19 protein-coding genes are annotated in these 23,719 nt (G+C 34.0%); 16 read left to right on the top strand and 3 right to left on the bottom strand.

Features of this window, described 5'->3' with window-relative positions; all coding sequences use genetic code 11:
- The first annotated feature begins 114 nt into the window (after window positions 1–114).
- On the top strand, window positions 115–3,378 hold the full coding sequence (locus EDD63_RS05225; protein ID WP_134169196.1) for a hypothetical protein: 3,264 nt from the start codon (window positions 115–117) through the stop codon (window positions 3,376–3,378).
- A gap of 134 nt (window positions 3,379–3,512) precedes the next feature.
- On the opposite strand, the gene EDD63_RS05220 is transcribed toward EDD63_RS05225, so the two are convergent.
- Both EDD63_RS05220 and EDD63_RS05215 read right to left on the bottom strand, forming a co-directional pair.
- On the bottom strand, window positions 3,513–4,775 hold the full coding sequence (locus tag EDD63_RS05220) for a P-loop NTPase (protein WP_134169194.1): 1,263 nt from the start codon (window positions 4,773–4,775) through the stop codon (window positions 3,513–3,515).
- Window positions 4,768–5,103: a DUF134 domain-containing protein gene (locus EDD63_RS05215; RefSeq protein ID WP_134169192.1), complete on the bottom strand. Its 336-nt coding sequence runs from the start codon at window positions 5,101–5,103 to the stop codon at window positions 4,768–4,770. The genes EDD63_RS05220 and EDD63_RS05215 overlap by 8 nt, the downstream gene beginning before the upstream one ends.
- Window positions 5,104–5,375: 272 nt before the next feature.
- Here EDD63_RS05215 and pyrH point away from each other — a divergent pair, with 272 nt between their 5' ends.
- From pyrH to EDD63_RS05170, 9 genes are all read left to right on the top strand, one after another.
- Window positions 5,376–6,089 (top strand): UMP kinase, encoded by a 714-nt coding sequence (gene pyrH / locus EDD63_RS05210; RefSeq protein ID WP_134169190.1) that lies wholly within the window; start codon window positions 5,376–5,378, stop codon window positions 6,087–6,089.
- Between the two features lies 1 nt (window position 6,090).
- Window positions 6,091–6,636: a ribosome recycling factor gene (frr, locus tag EDD63_RS05205; protein ID WP_134169188.1), complete on the top strand. Its 546-nt coding sequence runs from the start codon at window positions 6,091–6,093 to the stop codon at window positions 6,634–6,636.
- 40 nt (window positions 6,637–6,676) lie between these two features.
- Complete coding sequence (locus tag EDD63_RS05200; protein ID WP_134169186.1) at window positions 6,677–7,366, top strand: isoprenyl transferase; 690 nt, start codon at window positions 6,677–6,679, stop codon at window positions 7,364–7,366.
- A gap of 2 nt (window positions 7,367–7,368) precedes the next feature.
- Window positions 7,369–8,139 carry a phosphatidate cytidylyltransferase gene (locus EDD63_RS05195; protein WP_134169184.1) on the top strand — a complete coding sequence of 257 codons (771 nt, stop codon included), beginning with the start codon at window positions 7,369–7,371 and terminating at the stop codon, window positions 8,137–8,139.
- A complete protein-coding gene (gene dxr, locus EDD63_RS05190) occupies window positions 8,136–9,284 on the top strand; it encodes a 1-deoxy-D-xylulose-5-phosphate reductoisomerase (protein ID WP_134169182.1) in 1,149 nt (382 codons plus the stop codon). Before EDD63_RS05195 ends, dxr begins: the two co-directional genes overlap by 4 nt.
- Window positions 9,285–10,346, top strand: a complete 1,062-nt coding sequence (gene rseP / locus EDD63_RS05185) for an RIP metalloprotease RseP (RefSeq protein WP_134169180.1) — start codon at window positions 9,285–9,287, stop codon at window positions 10,344–10,346.
- 395 nt (window positions 10,347–10,741) lie between these two features.
- A complete protein-coding gene (locus tag EDD63_RS05180; protein WP_134169178.1) occupies window positions 10,742–11,971 on the top strand; it encodes an acyltransferase family protein in 1,230 nt (409 codons plus the stop codon).
- A 210-nt stretch (window positions 11,972–12,181) separates the two neighbouring features.
- Window positions 12,182–13,966, top strand: a complete 1,785-nt coding sequence (locus tag EDD63_RS05175; protein WP_134169176.1) for an aminopeptidase P family protein — start codon at window positions 12,182–12,184, stop codon at window positions 13,964–13,966.
- A gap of 9 nt (window positions 13,967–13,975) precedes the next feature.
- Window positions 13,976–15,352, top strand: a complete 1,377-nt coding sequence (locus tag EDD63_RS05170) for an aminopeptidase (RefSeq protein WP_134169174.1) — start codon at window positions 13,976–13,978, stop codon at window positions 15,350–15,352.
- A gap of 55 nt (window positions 15,353–15,407) precedes the next feature.
- Here EDD63_RS05170 and trhA read toward each other — a convergent pair whose 3' ends face one another.
- Window positions 15,408–16,058 carry a PAQR family membrane homeostasis protein TrhA gene (trhA, locus tag EDD63_RS05165; RefSeq protein ID WP_134169172.1) on the bottom strand — a complete coding sequence of 217 codons (651 nt, stop codon included), beginning with the start codon at window positions 16,056–16,058 and terminating at the stop codon, window positions 15,408–15,410.
- A 257-nt stretch (window positions 16,059–16,315) separates the two neighbouring features.
- On the opposite strand from trhA, the gene EDD63_RS05160 reads away from it, so the two are divergent.
- From EDD63_RS05160 to EDD63_RS05135, 6 genes are all read left to right on the top strand, one after another.
- The gene (locus EDD63_RS05160; RefSeq protein ID WP_134169170.1) at window positions 16,316–19,273 is read left to right on the top strand and encodes a chromosome segregation protein SMC; all 2,958 of its coding nucleotides are present in this window, start codon (window positions 16,316–16,318) and stop codon (window positions 19,271–19,273) included.
- Window positions 19,273–20,397 carry a signal recognition particle-docking protein FtsY gene (ftsY, locus tag EDD63_RS05155; RefSeq protein ID WP_134169168.1) on the top strand — a complete coding sequence of 375 codons (1,125 nt, stop codon included), beginning with the start codon at window positions 19,273–19,275 and terminating at the stop codon, window positions 20,395–20,397. Before EDD63_RS05160 ends, ftsY begins: the two co-directional genes overlap by 1 nt.
- Complete coding sequence (ylxM, locus tag EDD63_RS05150) at window positions 20,390–20,716, top strand: YlxM family DNA-binding protein (RefSeq protein ID WP_134169166.1); 327 nt, start codon at window positions 20,390–20,392, stop codon at window positions 20,714–20,716. Before ftsY ends, ylxM begins: the two co-directional genes overlap by 8 nt.
- Window positions 20,709–21,902: an acetate/propionate family kinase gene (locus tag EDD63_RS05145; RefSeq protein WP_134169164.1), complete on the top strand. Its 1,194-nt coding sequence runs from the start codon at window positions 20,709–20,711 to the stop codon at window positions 21,900–21,902. The genes ylxM and EDD63_RS05145 overlap by 8 nt, the downstream gene beginning before the upstream one ends.
- The gene (locus tag EDD63_RS05140) at window positions 21,902–22,831 is read left to right on the top strand and encodes a DHH family phosphoesterase (protein ID WP_134169162.1); all 930 of its coding nucleotides are present in this window, start codon (window positions 21,902–21,904) and stop codon (window positions 22,829–22,831) included. The genes EDD63_RS05145 and EDD63_RS05140 overlap by 1 nt, the downstream gene beginning before the upstream one ends.
- Before the next feature lie 91 nt (window positions 22,832–22,922).
- The gene (locus EDD63_RS05135; RefSeq protein ID WP_134169160.1) at window positions 22,923–23,624 is read left to right on the top strand and encodes a TIGR00266 family protein; all 702 of its coding nucleotides are present in this window, start codon (window positions 22,923–22,925) and stop codon (window positions 23,622–23,624) included.
- The last annotated feature ends 95 nt before the right edge of the window (window positions 23,625–23,719 follow it).

Below are 23,719 nucleotides of genomic sequence, written 5' to 3'. Positions count from 1 at the left end.
CTATATTCGCTTTGATAAAACTGAATCTTTTTATAATGCAACTCATGTAAGTCTTTTATTTACATGAGTTTTTCTTATGTAAATAGTTACTGTGTGTTTTAGAAGGAGGAAAGTATGAAAAAAACAAAATTAGGCATAAGGAAAATCACACTAAGCATATTAACGTTTGCATTAGTTCTTGGTGCCATCTTTATGGGAGACTTGCAGTCAGTTAAGGCGGAAACGAACTTGCCAGATGCATATGAATTGAAAAATGCAAAACAGGAAGCAAGTAATGATGAAGTTAAACTGACTAAAACAGTTAAACAAGCAGTAGATGAAAATGGAAAAGAGATTGAAGGACAATATGATATCACTTTTGGTACTACTGGAAAATCAAAGACTATCAAAACAAAAGAAAGACTAAATATTGTATTTTTATTAGATGATAGTAATAGTATGTACAATTCAAATGGAAAGAAGAATTTATTAGTTGAATCGGAGAAAATGATCAAAACAATTTCTGATGACTTGCTAAAAGAGTTTGGTAAGACGAGTGATAATGATGTTGATCATCCTGGTGTTTCGTTTAAAGTGGTTACTTTTGGTGATGATGTAGATGCTAAAGTATGGCGCCATGATGAACCAGTTTATAAAACGGACATTGTTAAACAAGTTTATGAAAAGGATGGACAACAAAAAATTTATAAAAAAATTTGTAGTTCATTCGGTTGTATGGATGTATATGACTATACTTTAAAATATAAAAAAGGTGATCAAAAAGTTGATAAATATGGTGTGCCTTTACCTGATATTAACAATGGTTACGATGATACTACAGATAAAGGAAATGTAGGTAGTGCAACTTTTATTCAAAAAGCACTAAGAAAAGCCAATACAGAGTTAGATGATTTAGCAAAAACGGATTCATCAAAAAAAGGAAAAGAAATTATCTTTTTATTAAGTGATGGAGAACCTACATATTCCTATAAAGATAACTCATCGAATACTGTAGTTGGTAATGGAAAAGATACATCAAGTACAAACAATAAAAATACAATTAATCAAGCAACTGCAATTAAGGAAAACGGTAAGACTATTTTTACAGTTGGTGCGAGTATTGATGTAGATGTTCTAAAACAGGTTTCTTCTTACAAAAGTGGAAGTACAACAGAAAAGTATTACTACACATGTGCAGATGCACAGGCAGTTAAGAATGCAGCACAAGCTGTAGCTGAAGCAATGAAAGAAGAGTATTACAGTGGTCAAGGAACTATTACTGATACACTTCCTGAATGGATGGAATATGTAACATCAGATGTAACAGGTATTCAAGTACAAGATAATGTAATTAGATTTCCATTAAATGTAGATGGTAAAAATACAACGGAAGGAACGATACGAGTAAAAATTAAAGATATTGATAATAATGGTAGTTATTTACAAGATGGTTGGTATAAAACGAACCTTACAGAGAACAATGGAGTAAATTATACGTATGGCGATAAAACAATAAACATTACTGGTTCAACAGAGTTTTATTGGGAAAATACATATGGATATCAATTTAATTTCTTTAAAATCGATGAGGCTACAAAAACTAAAGGTGATGAACTTCTTTCAACGGATTTAAACCAATACAAAACTGGTAAAAATCCACAAGTATTAAATTCTTCAACACCTACAAAGACAATCAATTTGGATAGTACTAATCGTAGTGTAAGTATTGATAATACAACTACAAAGGATTCAATTCCTGCAGAAATTACTGTTGATGGAGTTACTTATGAATTCGTTAGATTTGGAGCAAATACTGCTACATTAACAAATGCAAGAGCAACTAGTGGTAATTATGTAACTATTGAACCAGTTGGTATTGATGTTATTTATCAAGAGAAAATTGTAGAACAAGACTTTAAAGTAGAATACTATTTAGATGATCAAAGTTCTCCAATGAAAACTCTTTCTTCAAGTGAGATTCTTGGAACAAATTCAAAAGTAGAAGTTGGAAAAACTTATTCGATTGAAAATCTTACATACAACAATGTAAATATTCAAAATGCATTTTTAAATGGGGTGAGTGAATCATCAGATCGCCAACTTTATATGTTGGATACAGCGAAATCACCGATTCTTAGCTTAGAAATAAAAAGAAATGCAGATGATAATGTTTATAAAATCTACTATAAGTCATTGCCAAATAACGGAATGGCTACAATTCAATTCGTACATTACGAACAAGAAATTGGATCAACAGATAAAAATAGTATCGATTCACATTCAGTTGAGGTATATCATGGTTCAGAGTTTGTAGATGCAAGTCATTTAAGTCGTGCTTTTGATGACAAAAAACATATTGCTGATCAAACAGATATTGTTGATTCTAGTGGTGTCTTGAAAGATGGATTCACTGTAGAAGCTGGAAAAACATATACTGTTACAATCACACACAAATACAAACCAGCATCTGTCAAAGTAAATGCTTCATTTGTTGGTGGTCCTAGAAACCAAACGGAAGTATTGATGGATTCTGCTACAGGATACGTTTCTTACTTATCACTAACAGACACAACTAGTGGCGGAGAGTTAGATAAGAAGTTTATAGATGAAGGATATGTATTACAATCAGATGCTTCAACGACTGTAACACCTACAGTTGATGCTCCAGATCAAGTAATTAACCGTGTTTATGTATACAAGAAAACAGCATATCGAGTTGAGTACTACTTTGAAAATGAAGCAGGTGACTTTGTGATTAACAATGATTGGACAACAGTTTTCCCAATTACGGAACATGGAACTGATGTTTTCTACTCGATAAGTGATGCGCAACAAAAACTTGTCGATAATAGCTTAGATTCAATTTATGAATTAGCTTCAGATCAACCAAGTAAACAATACGTGTTAAAAGTTACTGAGGATGTGCAAACAAATGTAATTAAAGTGAAATATGCATTATCAGAAGTTGAAGCTGAAACTACAGATTATACAGTTCACTTCTGGGAAGATGTAGTTGGTTCAAGTACAGATGCAGATAACTATATTGGAAGTTATACTTCTGAATCACTGTATGCTGATGGTGATGTAATTCAATTAAGTGATATCAATGTAAAATACTTTTTAAGTAAAGATGCAACATATATGTATCAAGCAGCTGATAAACAATCACTAACAATTAGTATTGAAAAAACAGAAGATAACGTATTTAACGTAGTATATGTTAAACGTGCACCTTCAGTTGCGCCAGAAGAACCAAAACAAGACAATAAAAAAGAAGAAGTAAAAGTTCTTCCGTCAATTGCGACAGGTGATACTACAAATGCATTGGCATACTTATCACTACTTCTATTAGCAACTGGTGTCTTTGTAATTACAAAGAGAACTAGAAAAGCGAAATAATATATAGCTTTAGTAAAATACGAGAAACAGAAGGGAAGTAAGCAGCTTCCCTTTTTATGTGTATCGATTGACTAATTTATGAATATATAAAAACAAGCCGAGTTAAGGCTTGTTAGTTATTTACATTATGTTTGTTAATGGTTTGAGCAGTTTCCACTACATTGGTGGTCATGATCATGATGATGATCATGGTCGTGGTGATTACAAGTTGCATTACTTGAAAGTTGTACATTACCAGCGATGTAGTTAGCAATTGCTTGTTCACAACTACCGCTAAATCCAGTGTATACAGTAATTCCAGCAGCTTCATTTGCATCTTTTGCACCATTACCCATACCACCACATAAAAGTGTAGTCACATCATATTCTAAAAGAACATGAACTAGTTCGTGATGTCCTGCACTACCTGCGGATATGATGCGTTGGTTTGTAATTTCATTATCTACTACTGTGTAGATTTTAAATTCTTTTGTTTTTCCAAAATGTTGGAAAACTTGTCCTTTATCATATGGAATAGCAATAACTTCGTTTATTGTTTTGGCTGTATCTTCTGTATTTGTAGCATGTAAACTTTCTACTTTTTTTAACATTTCTACAATTGGTTGAATTTGTGGAATATCAAGATCTTCGATTAATCCTTTATCTACTTGGTGAGCAATACTTGGATCCATTGGTAAACGAGCAATACAATCAACATTAAAGCGCTCTGCAATCTCATCAAGGTGACTATCACCAAAAATGTGATGCTCTTTATTGCATGAATCGCATATAAAGTAACTCATATTTTCTACGATACCCAGTACAGGAATTTGCATCATATTTGCCATGTTTACAACTTTTTCTACAATCATCGAAACAAGTTCTTGCGGACTGGTTACAATGATGATTCCATCTACTGGTAAAGATTGGAATACCGTAAGTGGAACATCTCCTGTTCCTGGAGGCATATCTACAAACATGTAATCTACATCACCCCATTGTACTTCTTGCCAAAATTGTTTGATCATTCCAGCGATAACAGGGCCTCTCCATACAACAGGATCACTTTCGTTTTGCAGCAACATATTCGTAGAGAATAGTTTTACTCCAGTACTTGATGTTGCAGGAAACATCCCACTATCATTTCCATATGCTTTATCCTTGATTCCAAATGCTTTAGGAATGGATGGACCCGTAATATCACCATCAAGTATTGCACTCAGATATCCTTGCTTTTGCATGTTTGCAGCAAGTAGGGAAGTAACAAGTGATTTTCCTACACCACCTTTTCCACTAACAATCCCAATGACTTTTTTGATGTTTGAATTTTTGTTTGGTTCTTCTAAAAAACTTTGTGGTTGTGTTCTATCGTTGCAGTTTTCACTGCATGAACCACAATCGTTATTACAATTACTCATGATGAGTTCCTCCTTTTTTACAACAATGACGGCGTTTGTGTACTTTTGGGCATGGTTCTTGATGGTCAACAATACGTAATGCAGTTGATTCAACCAGGCAAATCGCAATGGTTTTTCTTGCGCGTTGATACATCGCTTGAACAGACGCTCGAGATAGTCCCATTTGGACTGCACATGCTTCTTGGTTTAATCCTTCGTAGTCAATTAGTCGAATAACTTCGTATTCATCCAAAGGTAATAATGTGACCTGCTCGTGTTGAAGATCTGGTTTAAAATCCATACAACGAGGTTTATTACAAATGTTTCGTGTCTTTTTTGGTCTGGGCATACAAATCTCCTCATTATTGTTTTTTTTACAAAGAAAAGTATATGCTCATTTCTGGCATATGTCAAAAACTATTTGCAAATCATGAAGTATATGTGAATAGATAAAAACATGAAGTAATAATTCTTTTTTTACACGAATTTAGGAAAGTGAGCTACTGGATATGAATGGATTATTTTCGGTAGTTATTTGTTTTTTCCTGTGGAAGTGGTTTAGTAAATCATGTATAATGAATGAGAGTCTACGGAGACTGTATATAAAGGAAGGTATTATAGATGTATAATCGAGTTCTATTAAAACTAAGCGGAGAAGCATTATCTGGTAATGGAAATGCTTTTGACCCAAACATCCTTGCACAACTTGCTGAAGAATTGAAGGAAGTTCACGAACAAGGTGTTGATTTAGCAATCGTTGTAGGTGGAGGTAACTTCATTCGTGGTAAACTTGTTGAACAATTAGGTATTGATCGTGTACAAGGTGACTACATGGGAATGCTAGGGACTGTTATAAATGCACTTGCTGTGCAAAATGCTTTGGAACAAATTGGAGTACCAACACGTGTTCAAACTGCAATTGAGATGCAAAAAATTGCAGAACCATTTATTGTAAGAAGAGCCATTCGTCACTTAGAAAAAGGACGTATTGTCATCTTTGGAGCTGGAACAGGTTCACCATATTTCTCAACAGATACAACTGCAGCTTTACGTGCAAGTGAAATTAAAGCAGATGTAATCTTGATGGCAAAAAATGGAGTAGATGGTGTATACGATAGTGACCCAAAAAAGAATCCAGATGCTAAAAAATATGATCACTTATCATACATGGATTTATTAAATCAAGGATTGCAAGTTATGGATACAACTGCAACAAGTATGTGTATGGATAACGATATTGACTTAATCGTATTTAATATGAACGAAAGAGGAAATATATTAAAAGCAATTAAAGGAAATACAATTGGAACTGTAATTAGTAAAGGAGATAAATAAAATGCAAGCAATTTTAGATAATGCAAAAGAAAAAATGGAACGTGCAATGGATGCACTTCACAACAATTTAGTAGAAATTCGTACAGGTAGAGCAAACCCTGCGATGTTGGATCGTGTAGAAGTAGATTACTATGGATCACCAACACCAGTAAACCAAATGGCAAGTATTCAAGTAGTTGAAGGTCGTCAATTATTAATTAAACCATATGACAAAAGTTTAGTTAAAGATATGCTTCAAGCAATTAATGCATGTGATCTTGGATATCCAGTACAAAATGATGGAGATGTATTACGTATTAACATTCCACCATTAACTGAAGATACTCGTAAAGCTTTAGGAAAAGATGCTGCAAAAGTTGGAGAAGAAAGCAAAATTGTAATCCGTAACATTCGTCGTGATGCGAACGATGCTGCAAAAAAAGCTTCTGAACTTACAGAAGATATGAAAAAGGATGCACAAGATCGTATTCAAAAACTTACGGATGAATACGTGAAAAAAATTGATGAAACTGTCAAAACAAAAGTCGATGAAATTATGTCAATTTAATTAACCCACGTAAGTGGGTTTTACTTTATGGAGGCTAACTATGGTAAAACACGTAGCAATGATCATGGATGGAAATGGTCGATGGGCAAAAGCAAAAGGTTTTGAACGAACAAAAGGACATAAAGCTGGTGCTGAAACGATTCGTACCATAGCTTTAGAAGCAAATCGTTTAGGTATTGAGGTACTTACATTATATGCGTTTAGTACAGAAAACTGGAAACGTCCACCAAAAGAAGTAGAATATTTATGTAAACTACCGAAAATGTTTTTTAATAAATATATTAGAGAGTTAAATGAAAAGAATATTAAGGTTATGCATATTGGAGAACTGGAACGATTTCCTAGTGATACAGTAAAAGTAATCTTAGAAGCTGAAAAGCAAACAAAAGATAATACGGGACTGAAGTTGGTCATTGCGATTAATTATGGTTCACGTCGTGAAATCACACTTGCTGCACAAGCGTATGCAAAAGATGTTATTGATGGAAAACAACCATTAGAAATTGATGAAGATACATTTGGCTCTTACATGATGACAAATGGACTTCCTGAAATTGATTTACTTGTGCGCACAAGTGGAGAAAAACGTTTATCTAACTTCTTGATGTGGCAACTTGCGTATGCAGAATTTGTTTTTGTTGATTACGCTTGGCCTGAATTAGATGAGGCACGTTTTGCAAATATCATTGAAGAATTCAATCAACGCAATCGTCGTTTTGGAGGTGTGTAAGAATGGTAAAACGTATCATTACCGCACTAGTGATTATCGCTTGTGTCATCCCGCCGTTACTATATGGTGGAATATTACTTAAGATATTAGTTGGATTGATTGTTTTGGTATCAAGTTTTGAACTTGTATCATTACTACCAAACCGTAAATCCTTAAGTACAGCACTACTAACTATTCTATTTTTATTGAATGGATGTTTGGTTATCATTCCAGAAAAATACTCATTCTTTGTTTTTGCTGTGCTAATTTTTGCATTACTATCAACACCGTTATTTCGTAAACGTGTTCTTACAGAAGATGTCTTTTTCTTGATTGCCATTTCGACAATTACATTTATTCTAGGAAAAGTATTCTTCTATATTTATAGTGCAAGTCACTTATACATTTGGTATATTTTACTAGCGACCTATGGTTGTGATACAGGTGCTTACTTTATTGGAAGTATCTTTGGAAAAACCAAACTGTTACCAGAGATTTCACCAAAGAAAACGGTGGAAGGTGCTGTTGGTGGTTGGGCAACAGGAGCATTACTATCTGCCTTGTTTGCGGTTTTTGTGATTAAGGATATGCCACTGATTTTATTAATTATTGGATCTTTATGGTTGCCAATAGTTAGTCAACTTGGTGATTTATCATTTTCGAATATTAAACGTGACTACAATATAAAAGATTTTTCAAATATCTTTCCAGGACATGGTGGATTTTTGGACCGTATTGATTCATTAATCTTTACATTAGTGGCATTTGCAGTAGTAATGGTGATTGTTTTATGAAAAAAATCATCTTACTTGGGGCAAGTGGATCAATTGGTATGCAAACCATTGATGTAGTACTTGGACATCCTGAAGAATATGAAATTGTCGCGATGTCTATTGGACGCAATATGGATGCACTGGAAAAGATTATTCAACTGTATCCAAAATGTCGAAACTATAGTGTTCTTCAACAAGAAGATGCAAAGGTAATGCAAGAAATTTATCCGGAACTATCATTTACTTGTGAAGATGAAGGACTACTATCTTTACTTGATATACAAGCAGATGTGGTCGTAAATGCCCTTGTTGGATTTGCTGGTTTAAAACCAAGTTTAAAGACGATTGAAAAAGGCATGGTTTTAGCACTAGCCAATAAAGAAAGTCTAGTAACTGGTGGGCCACTAGTTAAAGCAGCACTAAAAAAATACAATGGAACAATGTTGCCAATTGATAGTGAACACTCTGCAATTTTTCAATGTTTACAAGGAAATAAACATAGCGAAATTAAGCGCTTGATTGTAAGTGCAAGTGGTGGGAGTTTTCGTGATAAAACACGAGAGGAACTTGTTAATGTAACTGTCAAAGATGCTTTAAATCATCCAAATTGGTCGATGGGAAAACGCATTACAATTGATAGTGCAACAATGATGAATAAGGGGTTTGAAGTGATTGAAGCATATTACCTGTTCGATGTTGATTTTGATCATATTGATGTCATTATCAATAAGGAAAGTATTGTGCACTCACTTGTTGAGTATGTAGATCACTCCGTGATTGCACAACTAGGAACAGCGGATATGCGAATTCCAATTCAATATGCACTTAGTTATCCAGATCGTTTATCTTTAAAACAAAGCGAACCGCTTGATTTAGTGAAAGTAGGAATGTTACACTTTCAAGCGATGGATTTCCATCGCTTCCCATTACTCGAACTAGCCTATAAAGCAGGACGACGTGGTGGAAATAGTGGTGCAATCCTAAATGCTGCAGATGAAGTTGCAGTACAGTTATTTTTAGAAGAAAAAATCTCATTCTTACAAATTGAAGAATGTATTACAAAAGCCTATGAACAAATACAGTTTATTGAAAATCCTACATATGAGGATTTACTAGCGACTGATTTACAAACACGTGCTTTTGTAAGTGAACTTGGAGGGAATTAAATGGATACGATTATTGCCATTTTAAGTTTTGTAATTTTATTAAGTGTGATTGTTTTTGTTCACGAATTAGGACATTTTCTTACAGCCAAAGCGTTTGGTGTATACTGTGGGGAATTCTCGATTGGGATGGGACCTGTTCTGTTTAAAAAACAAGTAGGGGAAACACAATATTCCATTCGTGCTCTACCAATTGGTGGATTTGTGTCAATGGCTGGAGAAGCTGACGATACAAAAGCGGATGAAAACGTTCCATTTGAAAGAACGATTAATGGGATAAAAACCTACCAACAAGTAATTGTTATGCTAGCTGGAATTATTATGAATGTAATTTTAGCTTGGGTCGTATTTGTTGGTATTAATATGGCAGTCGGACAACGTGTAGAAGCACAACCTGCCATTATCAACGAAGTTGTCAGCGATAGTATTGCTAGCGAAGCTGGCTTTGAAGTTGGTGATAAAGTCACAAGAATTGAAGATACAGAAAATAATGTTTATGACATTACTACTGCCAGTGAAATGGTGAGTGTTGTAAATACATTTGAAGGTGAATTAACGTTTACAGTAGAACGCGATGGAAAAACATTGCAATTGTCAGCTACACCAATTCTTGATACAGAAAGTGATTCCAAACGCATTGGTGTTGCTTTTGCGCCAGGAAAGGTAATTAAAAATTCACCAATGGATGCAATTGGTTATGGTACACAAGATCTAAAAGAAGCAAGTACAGCTGTATTTGATGGGCTTGCAAACTTATTGCATGGAAAAAACCTTACGCAATTAAGCGGACCTGTAGGTATCTTTAAAATTAGTGCACAAGCGGCACAATCAGGAATCCTAGTATTCTTACGTTTACTTGCTTTATTCTCAGTGAATATCGGAATTATGAATGCACTACCAATTCCTGCGCTTGATGGAGGACGTGTAATTATAGTTCTTGCAGAACGACTATTTGGTCGTAAGTTAAATGAGAAGGTAATGAACGGTTTAATCCTTGGAGGATTTGCAGTTTTAGTTGGATTGATGTTGTTTGCAACATACAACGATATCTTACGAATGTTCTAGGAGTGTGATTACACCAAGGTAACTTGGGGTAACAAGAAAAATTGAATTACAATATATTGGGGTAATTTCTACATCAAACTACCTAAGAGGACCGACTTGTGTGTTGGTCTTTTTAATTTTCGTGAAATATATACGAAATGTACTATCTTTGGTAATGACATATAACTTGCGGTTTCTAAATCGTTCCAAGCCATGAAAAACAGATGAGTTGTGTTAGATTAGGTATAACTAGAGTGTTTATGGAATATGATAAATTCCGATATTTTTATCGGAGAGCAGTAATGTAGTTATCTAATATAGTGAATAGTCACTAGCATAGGGCTATTTTTATTTCGTTAGAAAATGTTATAATTAGTGATGCAAATAGTAATTTAAAGGTTAAGAAGTGATTTGATATGAAATTTAAAAATGAAATCGTAATTACATTAATAATAACTATGTTAGTATTATTTTTAAGATTTATAAATGTATTCCAAATTGAAAATGGTTTAGGAAATCCTTTTCTAATTATTTCAATGATAATATGTTTCAGTTTTGTTACAATATTTATTCAGAAAAATATTGATAGAAATTATAAGGAAAATAAAGTTTATTATCAAAATTTAGATATATTAAAATATATATCTGCAATTCTAATAATGATACTACATTTACGACCATTCCTTAATTTTTCTGATCAATTAGATTTGACGTTTAATAATATTATTACAAGAATATGCGTTCCTATTTTTTTCATAGTAACTGGTTATTTTGTTGCGAAGAAACAAAATAACAATGAAAATTATATTACTGATTATGTAAAGAGAACAATACCTTTATATTTGGTTTGGAGTTTATTATATTTACCAATATTAATAGGTACAATTCTTCAAAATTTACCAATTATGAGTGAATATTTATCAAAGATTAACATTGCTTTACCCTTGTTAATTATTTTATCGATGTTGTTATTGCCAGTTGTAATACTAATTGCTTTATGTTATACAGGGATTTATTATCATTTGTGGTATTTCCCTGCAATCATATTTTCATTATTGGTATTAAAGAAATGGACGAAAAAATTCAATATAAAATATTTGTTAGCAATTTCTTTTATATTACTATTGTTTGGAGCTACAGAAACTTATTATGGTGTTTTACCAGTATCAATAAAAGACGTATTGTCTTATTATTATAATATCTTCTTTACTACTAGAAACTTTTTGTTTTTCGGACTTTTCTATGTAGTGTTAGGTTATTTTGTAGGAACAAAAGAAAAAGCATATTCAAAGTATTGTTTTACTAAATTAATTATTTCATTTTTCTTATTAGTTTTCGAAGCTATATTATTACATGACACAAATAGGCTTAATAGTAATATTTTACTATCGTGTGTACCCTTAACTTATTATTTATTTATTTCAGTTATTTATATTACAAATAAGATCAAATTAAAATTTCAATTTGGTAATTTATCAAAGTATTATTATTTACTACATCCAATGGTAATTTTTATTATGTCTTTATTAATCAAAGATATAGGCAATTACCCTTATTTGAATATTTTTATGGTGCTATTAATTACACATATTATTTCAATTCTAATTATCAAATTAAAGAAGAAAAATAAAAAGTTAATTATTTAACAAGTTACAATTTGTATTAGAGGGTAATGTATAATATAAAAGAATATTTTGGAAAAACGTGTCAAAAAGCTATTTATAGATTTTCTGTTATATCTTCCTGATAATATTCGAAGTGCGTAACCACATTCCTTTTTTTACTGAATTGAGTCATAGGGCTACAAATAAAGGTAAAATAGGAGTACAATAGTAGAGTTAGAGGCGGTGAATTTAATGATTAATGAAAGAATTCGCGCATTGCGTGAAAAAATGAAGGAACATAATATCGATTATTATTACATTCCTACCAATGATTACCACAACAGTGAATATGTAGGTGCACATTTTCAAGAACGTTACTACATGAGTGGTTTTAGTGGGTCTATGGGAACAATGATCGTCGGTAAAGAAAAGAGTTATTTATGGGCAGATGGACGTTACTACGTGCAAGCTGAACAAGAAATTAAAGGAAGTGAAATAATCTTCAAACGCTTAGGAAGTGATGGCGTGGAAACACCCTTACAATTTTTAAGTATGAACACACCTGAAAAGGGAGTTATCGGTTTTGATGGAAAAACCGCTGCTGCTTTTGAAGGGTTAATGATGGAACGCATTGTTAACAACAAGAGTGGTAGTTTAGTTAGTGGATATGATTTAGTTGGTCAAATTTGGCAAGATCGTCCTGCACTACCAACAGCAAAAGCATTTATCTTGAATGAAAGCTATAGTGGTGAAAGTACACAAAGTAAGTTAGAAAGAATTCGGAAGGTGATGAAACAACATGAAGCAAATGTACATGTTGTCAATTCATTAGATGATATTGCATGGATTTTAAATATCCGTGGAGCTGATATTCCAGCAACACCAGTTGTTTTAAGTTACTTAATGATTGAACAAGCAGAATGTCGTTATTATGTTGATGAAGCTAAACTGAGTGATGAATTGAAAGCATACTTTATTAAAAACAATATTACTGTACATCCATATGATGCAATTTACAAAGATGTAACATATGTAAAACAAACAGTTATGATGGATCCAGAAATTATGAATTATACATTGTATAATGCGATTAAGAAAAGTACGACAACAGTTGAAATGGCAAATCCATCTATTTTGATGAAAGCATTAAAAAATGAAACAGAAATAGAAAATTTACGAATTGCACACATTAAAGATGGTGTTGCAATGACGAAATTCATGTATTGGTTAAAAACAAATATTGGAAAAATCGAGATGGATGAGGTTTCTGTTGCAGATAAGTTACTAACTTTCAGAGAGCAACAAGAACAGTTTATCGAAGTTAGTTTTGATACCATTTCAGCATATAATGCAAATGCTGCGATGATGCACTATCACGCACAAAAAGAGACATGTGCTACTTTGCAGCCTGAAGGATTATTGCTCGTTGATTCTGGTGGTCAATATATGAATGGGACAACAGATATTACACGTACATTTGCATTAGGTGAAGTACATCCTGTTTGGAAAACACACTTTACACAAACACTGATGGGAATGGCACAACTTTCTCGTCAAAAATTCTTAAGTGGATGTACAGGAATCAACTTAGATATTCTTGCACGTCAATACTTGTGGAACAGCAATATTGATTATCGTTCTGGAACTGGACATGGAGTAGGGTTTTTATTAGGTGTTCATGAAGGTCCACACGGAATCCGTTGGCGTAAAGCGATGAATCGTAAGGAAGATACACCATTGATGGAAGGCATGGTTGTTACTGATGAACCTGGTGTATATGAAGAAGGAAGTCATGGAATTCGTATTGAAAATGAGTTGATTGTAAAAAAAGATGTTGTAAATGAATATGGACAATTTTTAGCATTTGAAACTATTACATTTGTACCAATTGATTTAGATGCTATTGATTTTGAAACACTTGATGAAGCAACACGAATTTGGTTAAATGAATACCATAAAGAAGTTTATGCAAAAATTCATCCATATCTAAATGATGAAGAAGTTGCATGGCTAAAAGAATATACAAAAGAGATATAGGAGATATTTATGTACAAGAAAAATGCATGGGAAAAATATGATGGAAATTTCAAAGAGATTTTCGATTTCAATGATGGATATAAAACATTCATCTCAAACAATAAGACAGAACGTCTTTGTGTAGCAGATGCTGTTGCAATGGCAAAAGCTGCAGGATACCAAGATTTAGAGACTTTAATTGCAAAGCAAACACCATTAAAAGCTGGTGATAAAGTTTTTGCAACAAATAAAGATAAAAATATTTATTTATTTGTTATGGGTGAAAAGCCACTAGATGCAGGAATGCGTATATTAGGAGCACATATTGATTCACCACGTTTAGACTTAAAACAAAATCCATTGTATGAAGCAAATGACTTTGCTTTACTTGATACACACTACTATGGTGGAGTAAAAAAATACCAATGGGTAACTTTACCATTAGCAATCCATGGTGTTGTAATGAAAAAAGATGGAACACGCATTGATGTAAGTATTGGTGATGATGATAACGATCCAATTGTTGGTATTGGTGATTTACTTGTTCACCTGGCTGGTGAGCAATTGCAAAAACAAGCAAGCGTTGTAATTGAAGGTGAAAACTTAGATGTTACAGTGGGAAGTATTCCTGTAAAAGGGGAAGAAAAAGATGCTGTAAAGAAAAACATTTTAGCATTACTTAACGAAAAATATGCAATGGAAGAAGAAGACTTCATCTCAGCTGAACTTGAAGTAGTTCCTGCAGGTAAAGCAAGAGACTATGGTCTTGATCGTTCTATGGTGATGGGATATGGACATGATGACCGTGTATGTGCATATACTTCTTTAAAAGCGATTTTAGATAGTGAAGTTAACACGTATACTGCTTGTTGTACACTTGTTGATAAAGAGGAAGTAGGTAGTATTGGAGCAACAGGAGCACAATCAAAATTCTTTGAAAACATCGTTGCAGAAATGTGTGCACTTCAAGGAATTGACACAAACTTAGGTACACGTCGTGCATTCACAAACTCAAAAATGTTATCTAGTGATGTAAGTGCCGGTTTTGATCCATTATTTGCTTCTGTAAATGAACCAAAAAACGCTGCATACCTTGGAAACGGTGTGGTATTCAACAAATACACAGGAGCACGCGGAAAAAGTGGATGTAATGATGCAAGTGCAGAATATATGGCAGAATTACGTCAAGCAATGGATGCAAATGATATAAACTTCCAAACAGCTGAACTTGGAAAAGTTGACCAAGGTGGTGGGGGAACAATCGCCTACATTCTTGGAAACTACAACATGGAAGTAATTGACTGTGGAGTCCCTGTATTAAATATGCATGCACCTTGGGAAGTTGTTTCTAAAGTTGATGTATATGAAGCATATAAAGCATACAAAGTTTTCTTAAAAAATCTATAAGATAGAAAAACGCACAAGTCAGTAATGATATGACCTGTGCGTTATTTTTTTAGTTTTACATATAAAAGACGATAGCGATGATATGTGCAATCGATGCAAGTCCAATAAATACATGCCATATCGCATGTGCATATGCATATTTTCTTGAATAGAAGTATGCACCAACAGAGTACAAAACGCCGCCAATCACAATCCATAATAGGAATGTTGTATTTGCTGCTTCCAAAAGAACAGGAAGAAATAAAATCACACTCCAACCCATCACTAAATAAATAGCTAAAGATAAACGAGGTAAGCTTTTAGGGGAAAGACTTTTATATAAGATTCCAATAAGGACCATCGTCCATTGAATGATGAGAATTAGAATTCCTTGCCAACCTTGAATAACACATAAGGCTACTGGTGTATAACTTCCAGCGATTGCTAGATATATGCAAATATGATCTAATACACGAAATACCACTTTATGTGGACTATCAAATGCCATCGTATGATACAAGGTCGAAGATAGAAACATCAAAAACAAACATATCATAAATACACTAACACCAACTGCGCGTGTTAAACCACCTAGTTGATAAGAATGAATTGCCCCAAATGGGATAAAACAAAGCATCAAAAATGCCATGATACCGTGTGAAGTTGCATTGAATACTTCTTCACCAAAACTAAGTTTTAGCATATCTTTTAATCCGTTTTTTGCCATAGTGGATAACCTCCTTCGTATAGTTTTTTATTGTAAGGTGTTTTATTTAAAAGGTCAATGATTTTTCTTTGATATTCAAAGTAAATGTGAAAATTGTATGCAAATGAGCGGAAAATCAAGTGAAGAAATTCACAAAATAAAGAAGATGCAATAAATCATAAAATAACCAATAGAAATCACGAAAAAAAGCCGTTTTTTATATCCGGATATACTATGGGTTATGCTATAATAATAAACAGTGAAGTGGGAGGATTTCTATGTTTCTTAAAAGAATTGAGTTACAAGGCTTTAAGTCATTTGCAGATAAAACCATCATAGACTTTGAAGATGAAGTAACCGGAATCGTAGGTCCTAACGGTTGTGGTAAGAGTAATGTAAATGATGCCATACGTTGGGTACTTGGGGAACAAAGTGCCAAATCATTAAGAGGGCAGAGCATGAGCGATGTCATTTTTAGTGGTTCTGAAGGTAGAAAAGCTGTAAATATGGCGGAAGTAACCTTGGTATTTGACAACAGCAAAAAGCATTTTGATATTGAATTTGATGAAGTAAGCATCACACGTCGTTTATTTAGAAATAGTGGTGAAGCTGAATATATGATTAACAACACACCATGTCGTTTAAAAGATGTAACAAACATGGTTATGGATAGTGGGCTTGGGCGCGATTCGTTATCGGTAATTTCACAAGGTAACATTCATGAAATTGTGGATGTAAAACCAGAAGAAAGAAGACCGTTATTTGAAGAAGCAGCAGGAGTTGCTAAATACAAGAAACGTAAACACGAGAGTTTAAATAAACTAAATCGTACGCAAGAAAACTTATTACGTGTAGAAGATATTGTTGGTGAACTAGAAACGCGTGTAAATCCATTAAAACGCCAAGCAAAAAAAGCAGAACGTTATTTACAAATGAAACAAGAACTCGAAACTATCGAGGTTAGTGTTATTGTGGATGAGGTACAACAATATACAAAGAAAATTGAGGATTTAAAAAATAAAGCTTTTGATTATGAAAGTCAAAAAGCGATTGCAGAAACAACGATTCAAGTAGAAGATCAAAAAAATCAAAGTGATCGTGAAGAAATTTCAAGTTTAGATAGAGAAACACATAAACTACAATCAGAGTTTGTGGAAGTAGTTAACGAGATTTCAGCACTTGATTCAAGAAAAACAGAATTAGATGAAAAACGTAAATATGCACTTGATTCACAAGATGCAAAAGCACGTGCTATCGAATTGAAAAGTATGCTTGAAGAAGCAAAATACGAATACGAAGATAGAGATCAACGGGTTTCTTCCTTACAAACAGATATTGAACTTGCAAGTAAGAACTACGATCAAGTCGAATCAAATTTCTCTAAATTAGCTGAGGAAAATAGTCATCTAACACAGATGATTAACCGACTTTCAAATCGTAAAGATGTATTGACCAACTTATTGAAATCTCCATTTAACCACCAACAAGGGGTAAAAACGATCATTGATCAAAAAGATAGTTTCTATGGAATTCATGGAGTTGTATCACAATTGTTGCAACCACAAGAAGGCTATGAAGAAGCTGTTTCTAGTGCTCTAGGTGGTGCATTATTCCATATTGTGAGTGAAGATGAAGACAGTGCTCGTAATGCGATTTCCTTTTTGAAGAAAAATCGTAGTGGTCGTGCTACGTTCTTACCTACAAGCGTATTAAAACCTCGTGGGGTAAACACAGATGATTTAATTGTTGCGGATCATGCAACTGGATATTTAGGTGTTGCAAGTGATTTGGTTGCATATGATGATAAGTTTGAAATCTTAGCATCTTCATTATTAGGAAATGTACTTGTCACTGAGAAGTTGGTTCAAGCAAATGAACTTGCTCGTTTATTAAAATTCCGCTACAAAATTGTGACGATGGATGGAGAAGTTGTCCACAAAGGTGGTTCGATGACTGGTGGTAAGGTAAAAAATGATTATTCACCATTAACCATCAAAAAAGAGTTGAGTACTGTAGAACACCAACTACAAGAACATAGTGATAAAAGTGCGGATGTGAAAGTAAAACTTAATGAACTACAGCATCACTTAGAAGCATTAAAAGATAAAAAAGTGGAATTACAGATGTCACTAGCAAGATTGCAACCTGTTCTTGATGTAAAGAAAAGTAAATATGAAAAGTTACTTGATGAATTCAAAGAACTTGATGTTGAATTTGATGATGTGGAATTAGATAGTACAAATGACAATGACATTGTTGTACAAATGTCAAAAGCACACTCGAAGAAAGATGAAATTGAAGCGAGCTTAAATAACAAGCGTGAACGTCGTTACACATTAGGTAAAAATGTTGAGAAACGTGATGCGCGAATTCGTGACATTCGTCGTGACTTATCTGTACTTGAAAAAGTTAACCATGAAGCAGAAATGGATATGGTAAAAACAGAAACGCATTTAGAAAATGTATTACAACGTTTATCAAGTATTTACCAAATGACATATGAGCATGCAGTTACAATTAAACAAGACCAAGAAGACTTAAACAAAGCAAGAGAAGATGTATTACGTTTACGTCAAGAAATTGCAAAACTTGGAAATGTAAACTTAGATGCACCTGCTGAATATGAAGAAGTACGTGAACGTTATGAACTTCTTGTCTCACAAAAAGAAGAACTAGAACTTGCAAAAGCAAAAATTCTAGAAGCAATTGATGAGATGGATGAAGTCATGAGTAAACAATTTATGGAAATGTTTGAAAAAATCAATTCGGAATTACATGAAACATTTAGAGCAATGTTTGGTGGTGGAAAAGCAAGATTGTATTTAACTGACCCAGATAATGTTTTAGAAAGTGGAATTGAAATTGAAGTCCAACCTCCAGGAAAGAAAGTTGACAACATGCGTGCACTTTCAGGGGGAGAAAAAGCATTACTTGCCATGTCTGTATTATTTGCGATTCTACGTGCAAGAACGATACCATTATGTATCTTTGATGAGGTAGAAGCGGCACTTGACCAAGCAAATGTAGAGAGATTTGCACGATATGTTTCAAATTATCGTGGCGATTCACAATTTATTATTGTTACACACCGTCCGGGAACGATGGCACAATGTGATCAACTGTATGGAGTAACCATGCAAAAAGATGGAGTAAGTAAATTCTTGAAAGTTCGCTTAAAAGATGCGATGGGATATGTTCAAGAAGATAGTATGAACCAAGAAGGAGTTGTTGCTTAATGGGATTTTTAGATAAACTGAGAAAGAAATTCGCAAATGAACAACAAGATGTAGAAAGCACTGAAACAGTTGAAAATGAAGTTGAACCTGTTGAAGATACAACTACAGCTGATAAAGAAGTAATTGAACAAGAAGTTGTTCAAACACAAAGTGAAGAACAACAAGAGTCAGTTGTTCCTGAAATTGTTCAAAGTGATCGCAGTGATGCCAATCGTTATCTTAGTGGGTTAAGTAAAACAAAGGTATCCTTTACACAAAAACTTAAAAACTTAGCAAGAGGATTTAAAGGTGTAGATAGTGATTTCTTAGAAGAGTTGATGATTGTACTACTTGAAGCAGATTTAGGAATCGATACTGCTGAAAAACTGATTAAGCAAGTAGAAAAACGCTCTGATAAAGAAAAAGCAACGACAATGAAAGAAGTGAATGATATATTGTTTGAAGAAATGCAAACTTTATACAATTCATTTGAAGATGCACCATTTATTGAGAATGCTGATGGTCCAACTGTAATTTTGATGGTTGGAGTAAATGGAAGTGGAAAAACCACAACAACAGCTAAACTGGCAAATATGTTTAAAGAAGATGGTAAATCAGTTATGGTAACAGCAGCTGATACCTTCCGTGCTGGTGCTGTTGACCAGTTAAAGCGTTGGGCTGACCGTATTGGTGTGGATTGTGTAGAAGGTAGAGCACAAGCAGATCCAGCAAGTGTTATCGTTGATGGAGCGCGTTTTGCCAAAGAACACAACAATGATATCATGATTGCAGATACAGCAGGTCGACTTCAAAACAAAGTAAACTTGATGAATGAATTGAAGAAAATTCATAAGGTGATTGATAAAGAAATTCCAGGACAACCAGCAGCTGTTTGGTTAGTTATTGATGCAACTACTGGTCAAAATGGAATTAGCCAAGCAAAAGAGTTTATGGGAGCAACTAATGTAACCGGAGTTATTCTAACAAAGTTAGATGGAAGTGCGAAAGGTGGTATTGTGCTTGCAATACGTAATATGCTTGGACTACCAGTGAAATATGTTGGACTTGGAGAGGGTGTAGATGATCTTCGCCCATTTGATATCGATACATTCTTATACGGTATTATGGGAGATATTGATGCGTAAGTCATTTGATGACATAAATACCTATTTGGATTTTTATGAAGATTTATTAACGGATAAACAAAGAGAGATTATGAATGAGTATTATCGTGAGGATTATTCACTAGCTGAGATTGCTGAAAATCGGGGGATTTCTCGTAGTGCAGTAAGCGATAATATCAAACGGGTTACGAAGATTCTTGAGGATTATGAAAAGAAACTTCATTTATTAAAGAAATTCCAGGTTCGCCAAACCTTATACGAAAAGTTGGCTGACGAGCATGCGAATATAAAAGAAATACAAAAGAAATTGAAAGAAAGTGAGATTGAGAATTATGAGTAAGATTATTGCAGTAAACGCAGGGAGTTCTTCATTAAAATTTCAACTTTATGAAATGCCAAGTGAAGAGGTACTAACAAGCGGAATTGTAGAACGTATCGGATTTGATGATGCGATTTTTACAATCAAAGTAAACGGAGAAAAAGTAAGTACAGTACAACCAGTTAAGGATCACACGGTTGCAGTAAACTTATTGTTAGCGGCTTTGATTGACCACAAAATCATTGGAAGTTTTGAAGAAATCGTAGCAGCAGGACACCGTGTAGTACATGGTGGGGAATACTTTGACAAATCTGTGTTAGTTGATGACAGTGTTGTTGAAAAAGTAGATCAATTATCAGAATTAGCACCACTACATAACCCTGGAGCACTTGTTGGATACCGTGCATTTGCGAAAAGTTTAGATCACGCAAAACACGTGTTTGTATTTGATACAGCATTCCACCAAACAATGAGTCCAGACCACTTTATTTATGCGCTTCCTTACGAATGGTACACAGACTATAAAGTACGTAAATATGGAATGCACGGAACAAGTCACTTATATGTAAGTCAACGTTGTATTGAATTGCTTGAAAAACCAGCAGAAGATACAAAAATTATTACATTACACTTAGGTGGTGGATGTTCAATCACTGCAGTTGATGGTGGTAAATCAGTAAATACATCTATGGGATTCACACCACTTGCAGGAGTTATGATGGGAACTCGTTGTGGAGATATTGACCCAGCAATTCCTTTATACATGCAAGAAAAACTTGGTGTAAGTGCTGGTGAAATGGACACAATTTTAAATAAAAAATCAGGAATGTTAGGAGTTTCAGGAATTTCTAGTGATTCACGTGATATTGAAGCAGCAGTTGCTAAAGGTGATGAAAGAGCCATCATTACGGAAAAAATCTTCACAAACCGTATTGTGGAAACCGTAGGTTCATACTACATGCAAATGGGTGGATGTGATGCAATTGTCTTTACAGCTGGAGTTGGAGAAAACTCAAAAGACACACGCCAAGCAATCATGAATGCACTTGAACCAACATTAGGAACAATTTGTGATGATGCAGCAAATGATGTTCGTGCGAAAGAAACATTATTAACTACTGCAGATGCAAAAACAAAAGTGTACTTAATTCCAACAAACGAAGAAGTTGTAATTGCTCGTGATACTTACGCATTAACTGAAAAATAATGTTAGATATATTAAACGAAGTTAAAGATTTTGAAATCATCACGATTTATCGTCATACAGGTGCTGATGCAGATGCATTAGGTAGCCAGTTTGGGATGAAGTATTTCTTAGAATCCAATTGCCCAGATAAAAAGATTTATGCTTTAGGTGATGATGTAGGAAGTGCAGCAGATATGTTTCCAACACGCGATCAATTAGATGATATATCTATTGCGAAGTCTTGTGCAATCATCCTTGATACAGGAAATACGGAACGTATTGATGACCAACGCTATAAAATGGCAAAGAAAGTGATTAAAATTGATCACCATATCGAAGTTGATGCATATGGAGATGTTTCATATGTTGATACGAAAGCAGCAGCAGCATGTGAAATACTTGCACTTATGTTTGAAAACAGTAAAAAAGTAGTATCAACTGCTTGTGCTAGAGCTTTATATATTGGTCTACTTGCTGATTCGATCAATTTTACAACAACTTCTACAACAGCAAGAACTTTACAAGCAGCAGCATATTTAGTGTCTTGTGGTTTAGATGTAAATAAAATTAGTCAAGAACGTATGGGAATGTCAGAAAATGACTTCTTCTACATCAATGAGATTCGTTCCAGTGTCACAGTTGATAGACATGTTGCATATGCGATTATGGATGCAAGTACATATGAAAAATATGGCTTGGATTATAATCTAGCAAAAGAAAAAGTATTTGCGATGGCAAATGTAAAAGAATTTGAAATCTATTGTTTATTTACAGAAGATAAAAGTTATGGTGAAGGTTACTACAATGGTTCATTACGTAGTAAAAATGTTGCCATTAATGAAATTGCTAATGACTATGGTGGGGGTGGACATGCCAACGCCTGCGGTGTAAAAAAACTAACAAAAGAAGATATTTCACGCTTAGTGAATGATCTAGCAAATCTTCTATAATATGAATACCCTACAACATGTGCTGTGGGGTATTTTTATAGGAATTGCTAAGTGAGTATGCTATGATTATTTCTATAAGGAGACATGCAAAATGAAATATACAAAAACAAGTAGTACAGCTTTTCCTTTAGTTGAAATTCAACTACAAGCAAATGAAGTGGTTCGCATTGAGCGAGGTGCGATGGCATATCATAATGGAAAAGTGAATTTAGAAGGAAAGATGAATTCGAATGGTTCAACGGGTATTGGTGGTTTATTAAAAGCCGTTGGACGTAGCGTTGTAAGTGGGGAAAGTATGTTTATTACAACGGTCACTGGACTTGCTGATGATGCAAAAATTGGGATTGCACCAAATGCACCTGGTGAGATTCGTGAAATTCAAGTAAGTGGACAAAATCAATGGAGACTAAATGACTCGGCATTCTTTGCTTGTGATGAAGGTGTTTCTTACGATATGGAACGTCAAAGCTTTGGTAAGGCAGTCTTTGGTCGTACTGGTGGATTCTTTGTTATGACTACAAAAGGGGAAGGATCTATGTTGATTTCTTCATATGGAGATATCCTAGAATTTGAACTTGATGGAACACAACCATTTGTTGTAGATAACTCACATGTTGTTGCTTGGAATACATCATTAAATTATGAAATTAAAGTTGCTTCTGGAACATTTGGATTTAAAAGTGGAGAAGGGCTTGTCAACGAGTTTAGCGGTGTAGGAAAAGTACTTGTTCAAACACGTAATATCGAAGCATTAGCATCTATTATTGATCCATATATTGTAAAAGGAAACTAATAAAAAGTAGGCGACTGAATTACTTCAATCGCCCCTTATCAAACCGTACGTACGCTACTAACGTATACGGCTTTCCAACATGTTTCGACAGTTTA

It is taken from the genome of Breznakia blatticola (assembly GCF_004365815.1).
GTDB classification, from domain to species: Bacteria; Bacillota_I; Bacilli_A; order Erysipelotrichales; family Erysipelotrichaceae; genus Breznakia; species Breznakia blatticola.
This window is presented reverse-complemented; position numbering and strand designations above follow the sequence as displayed.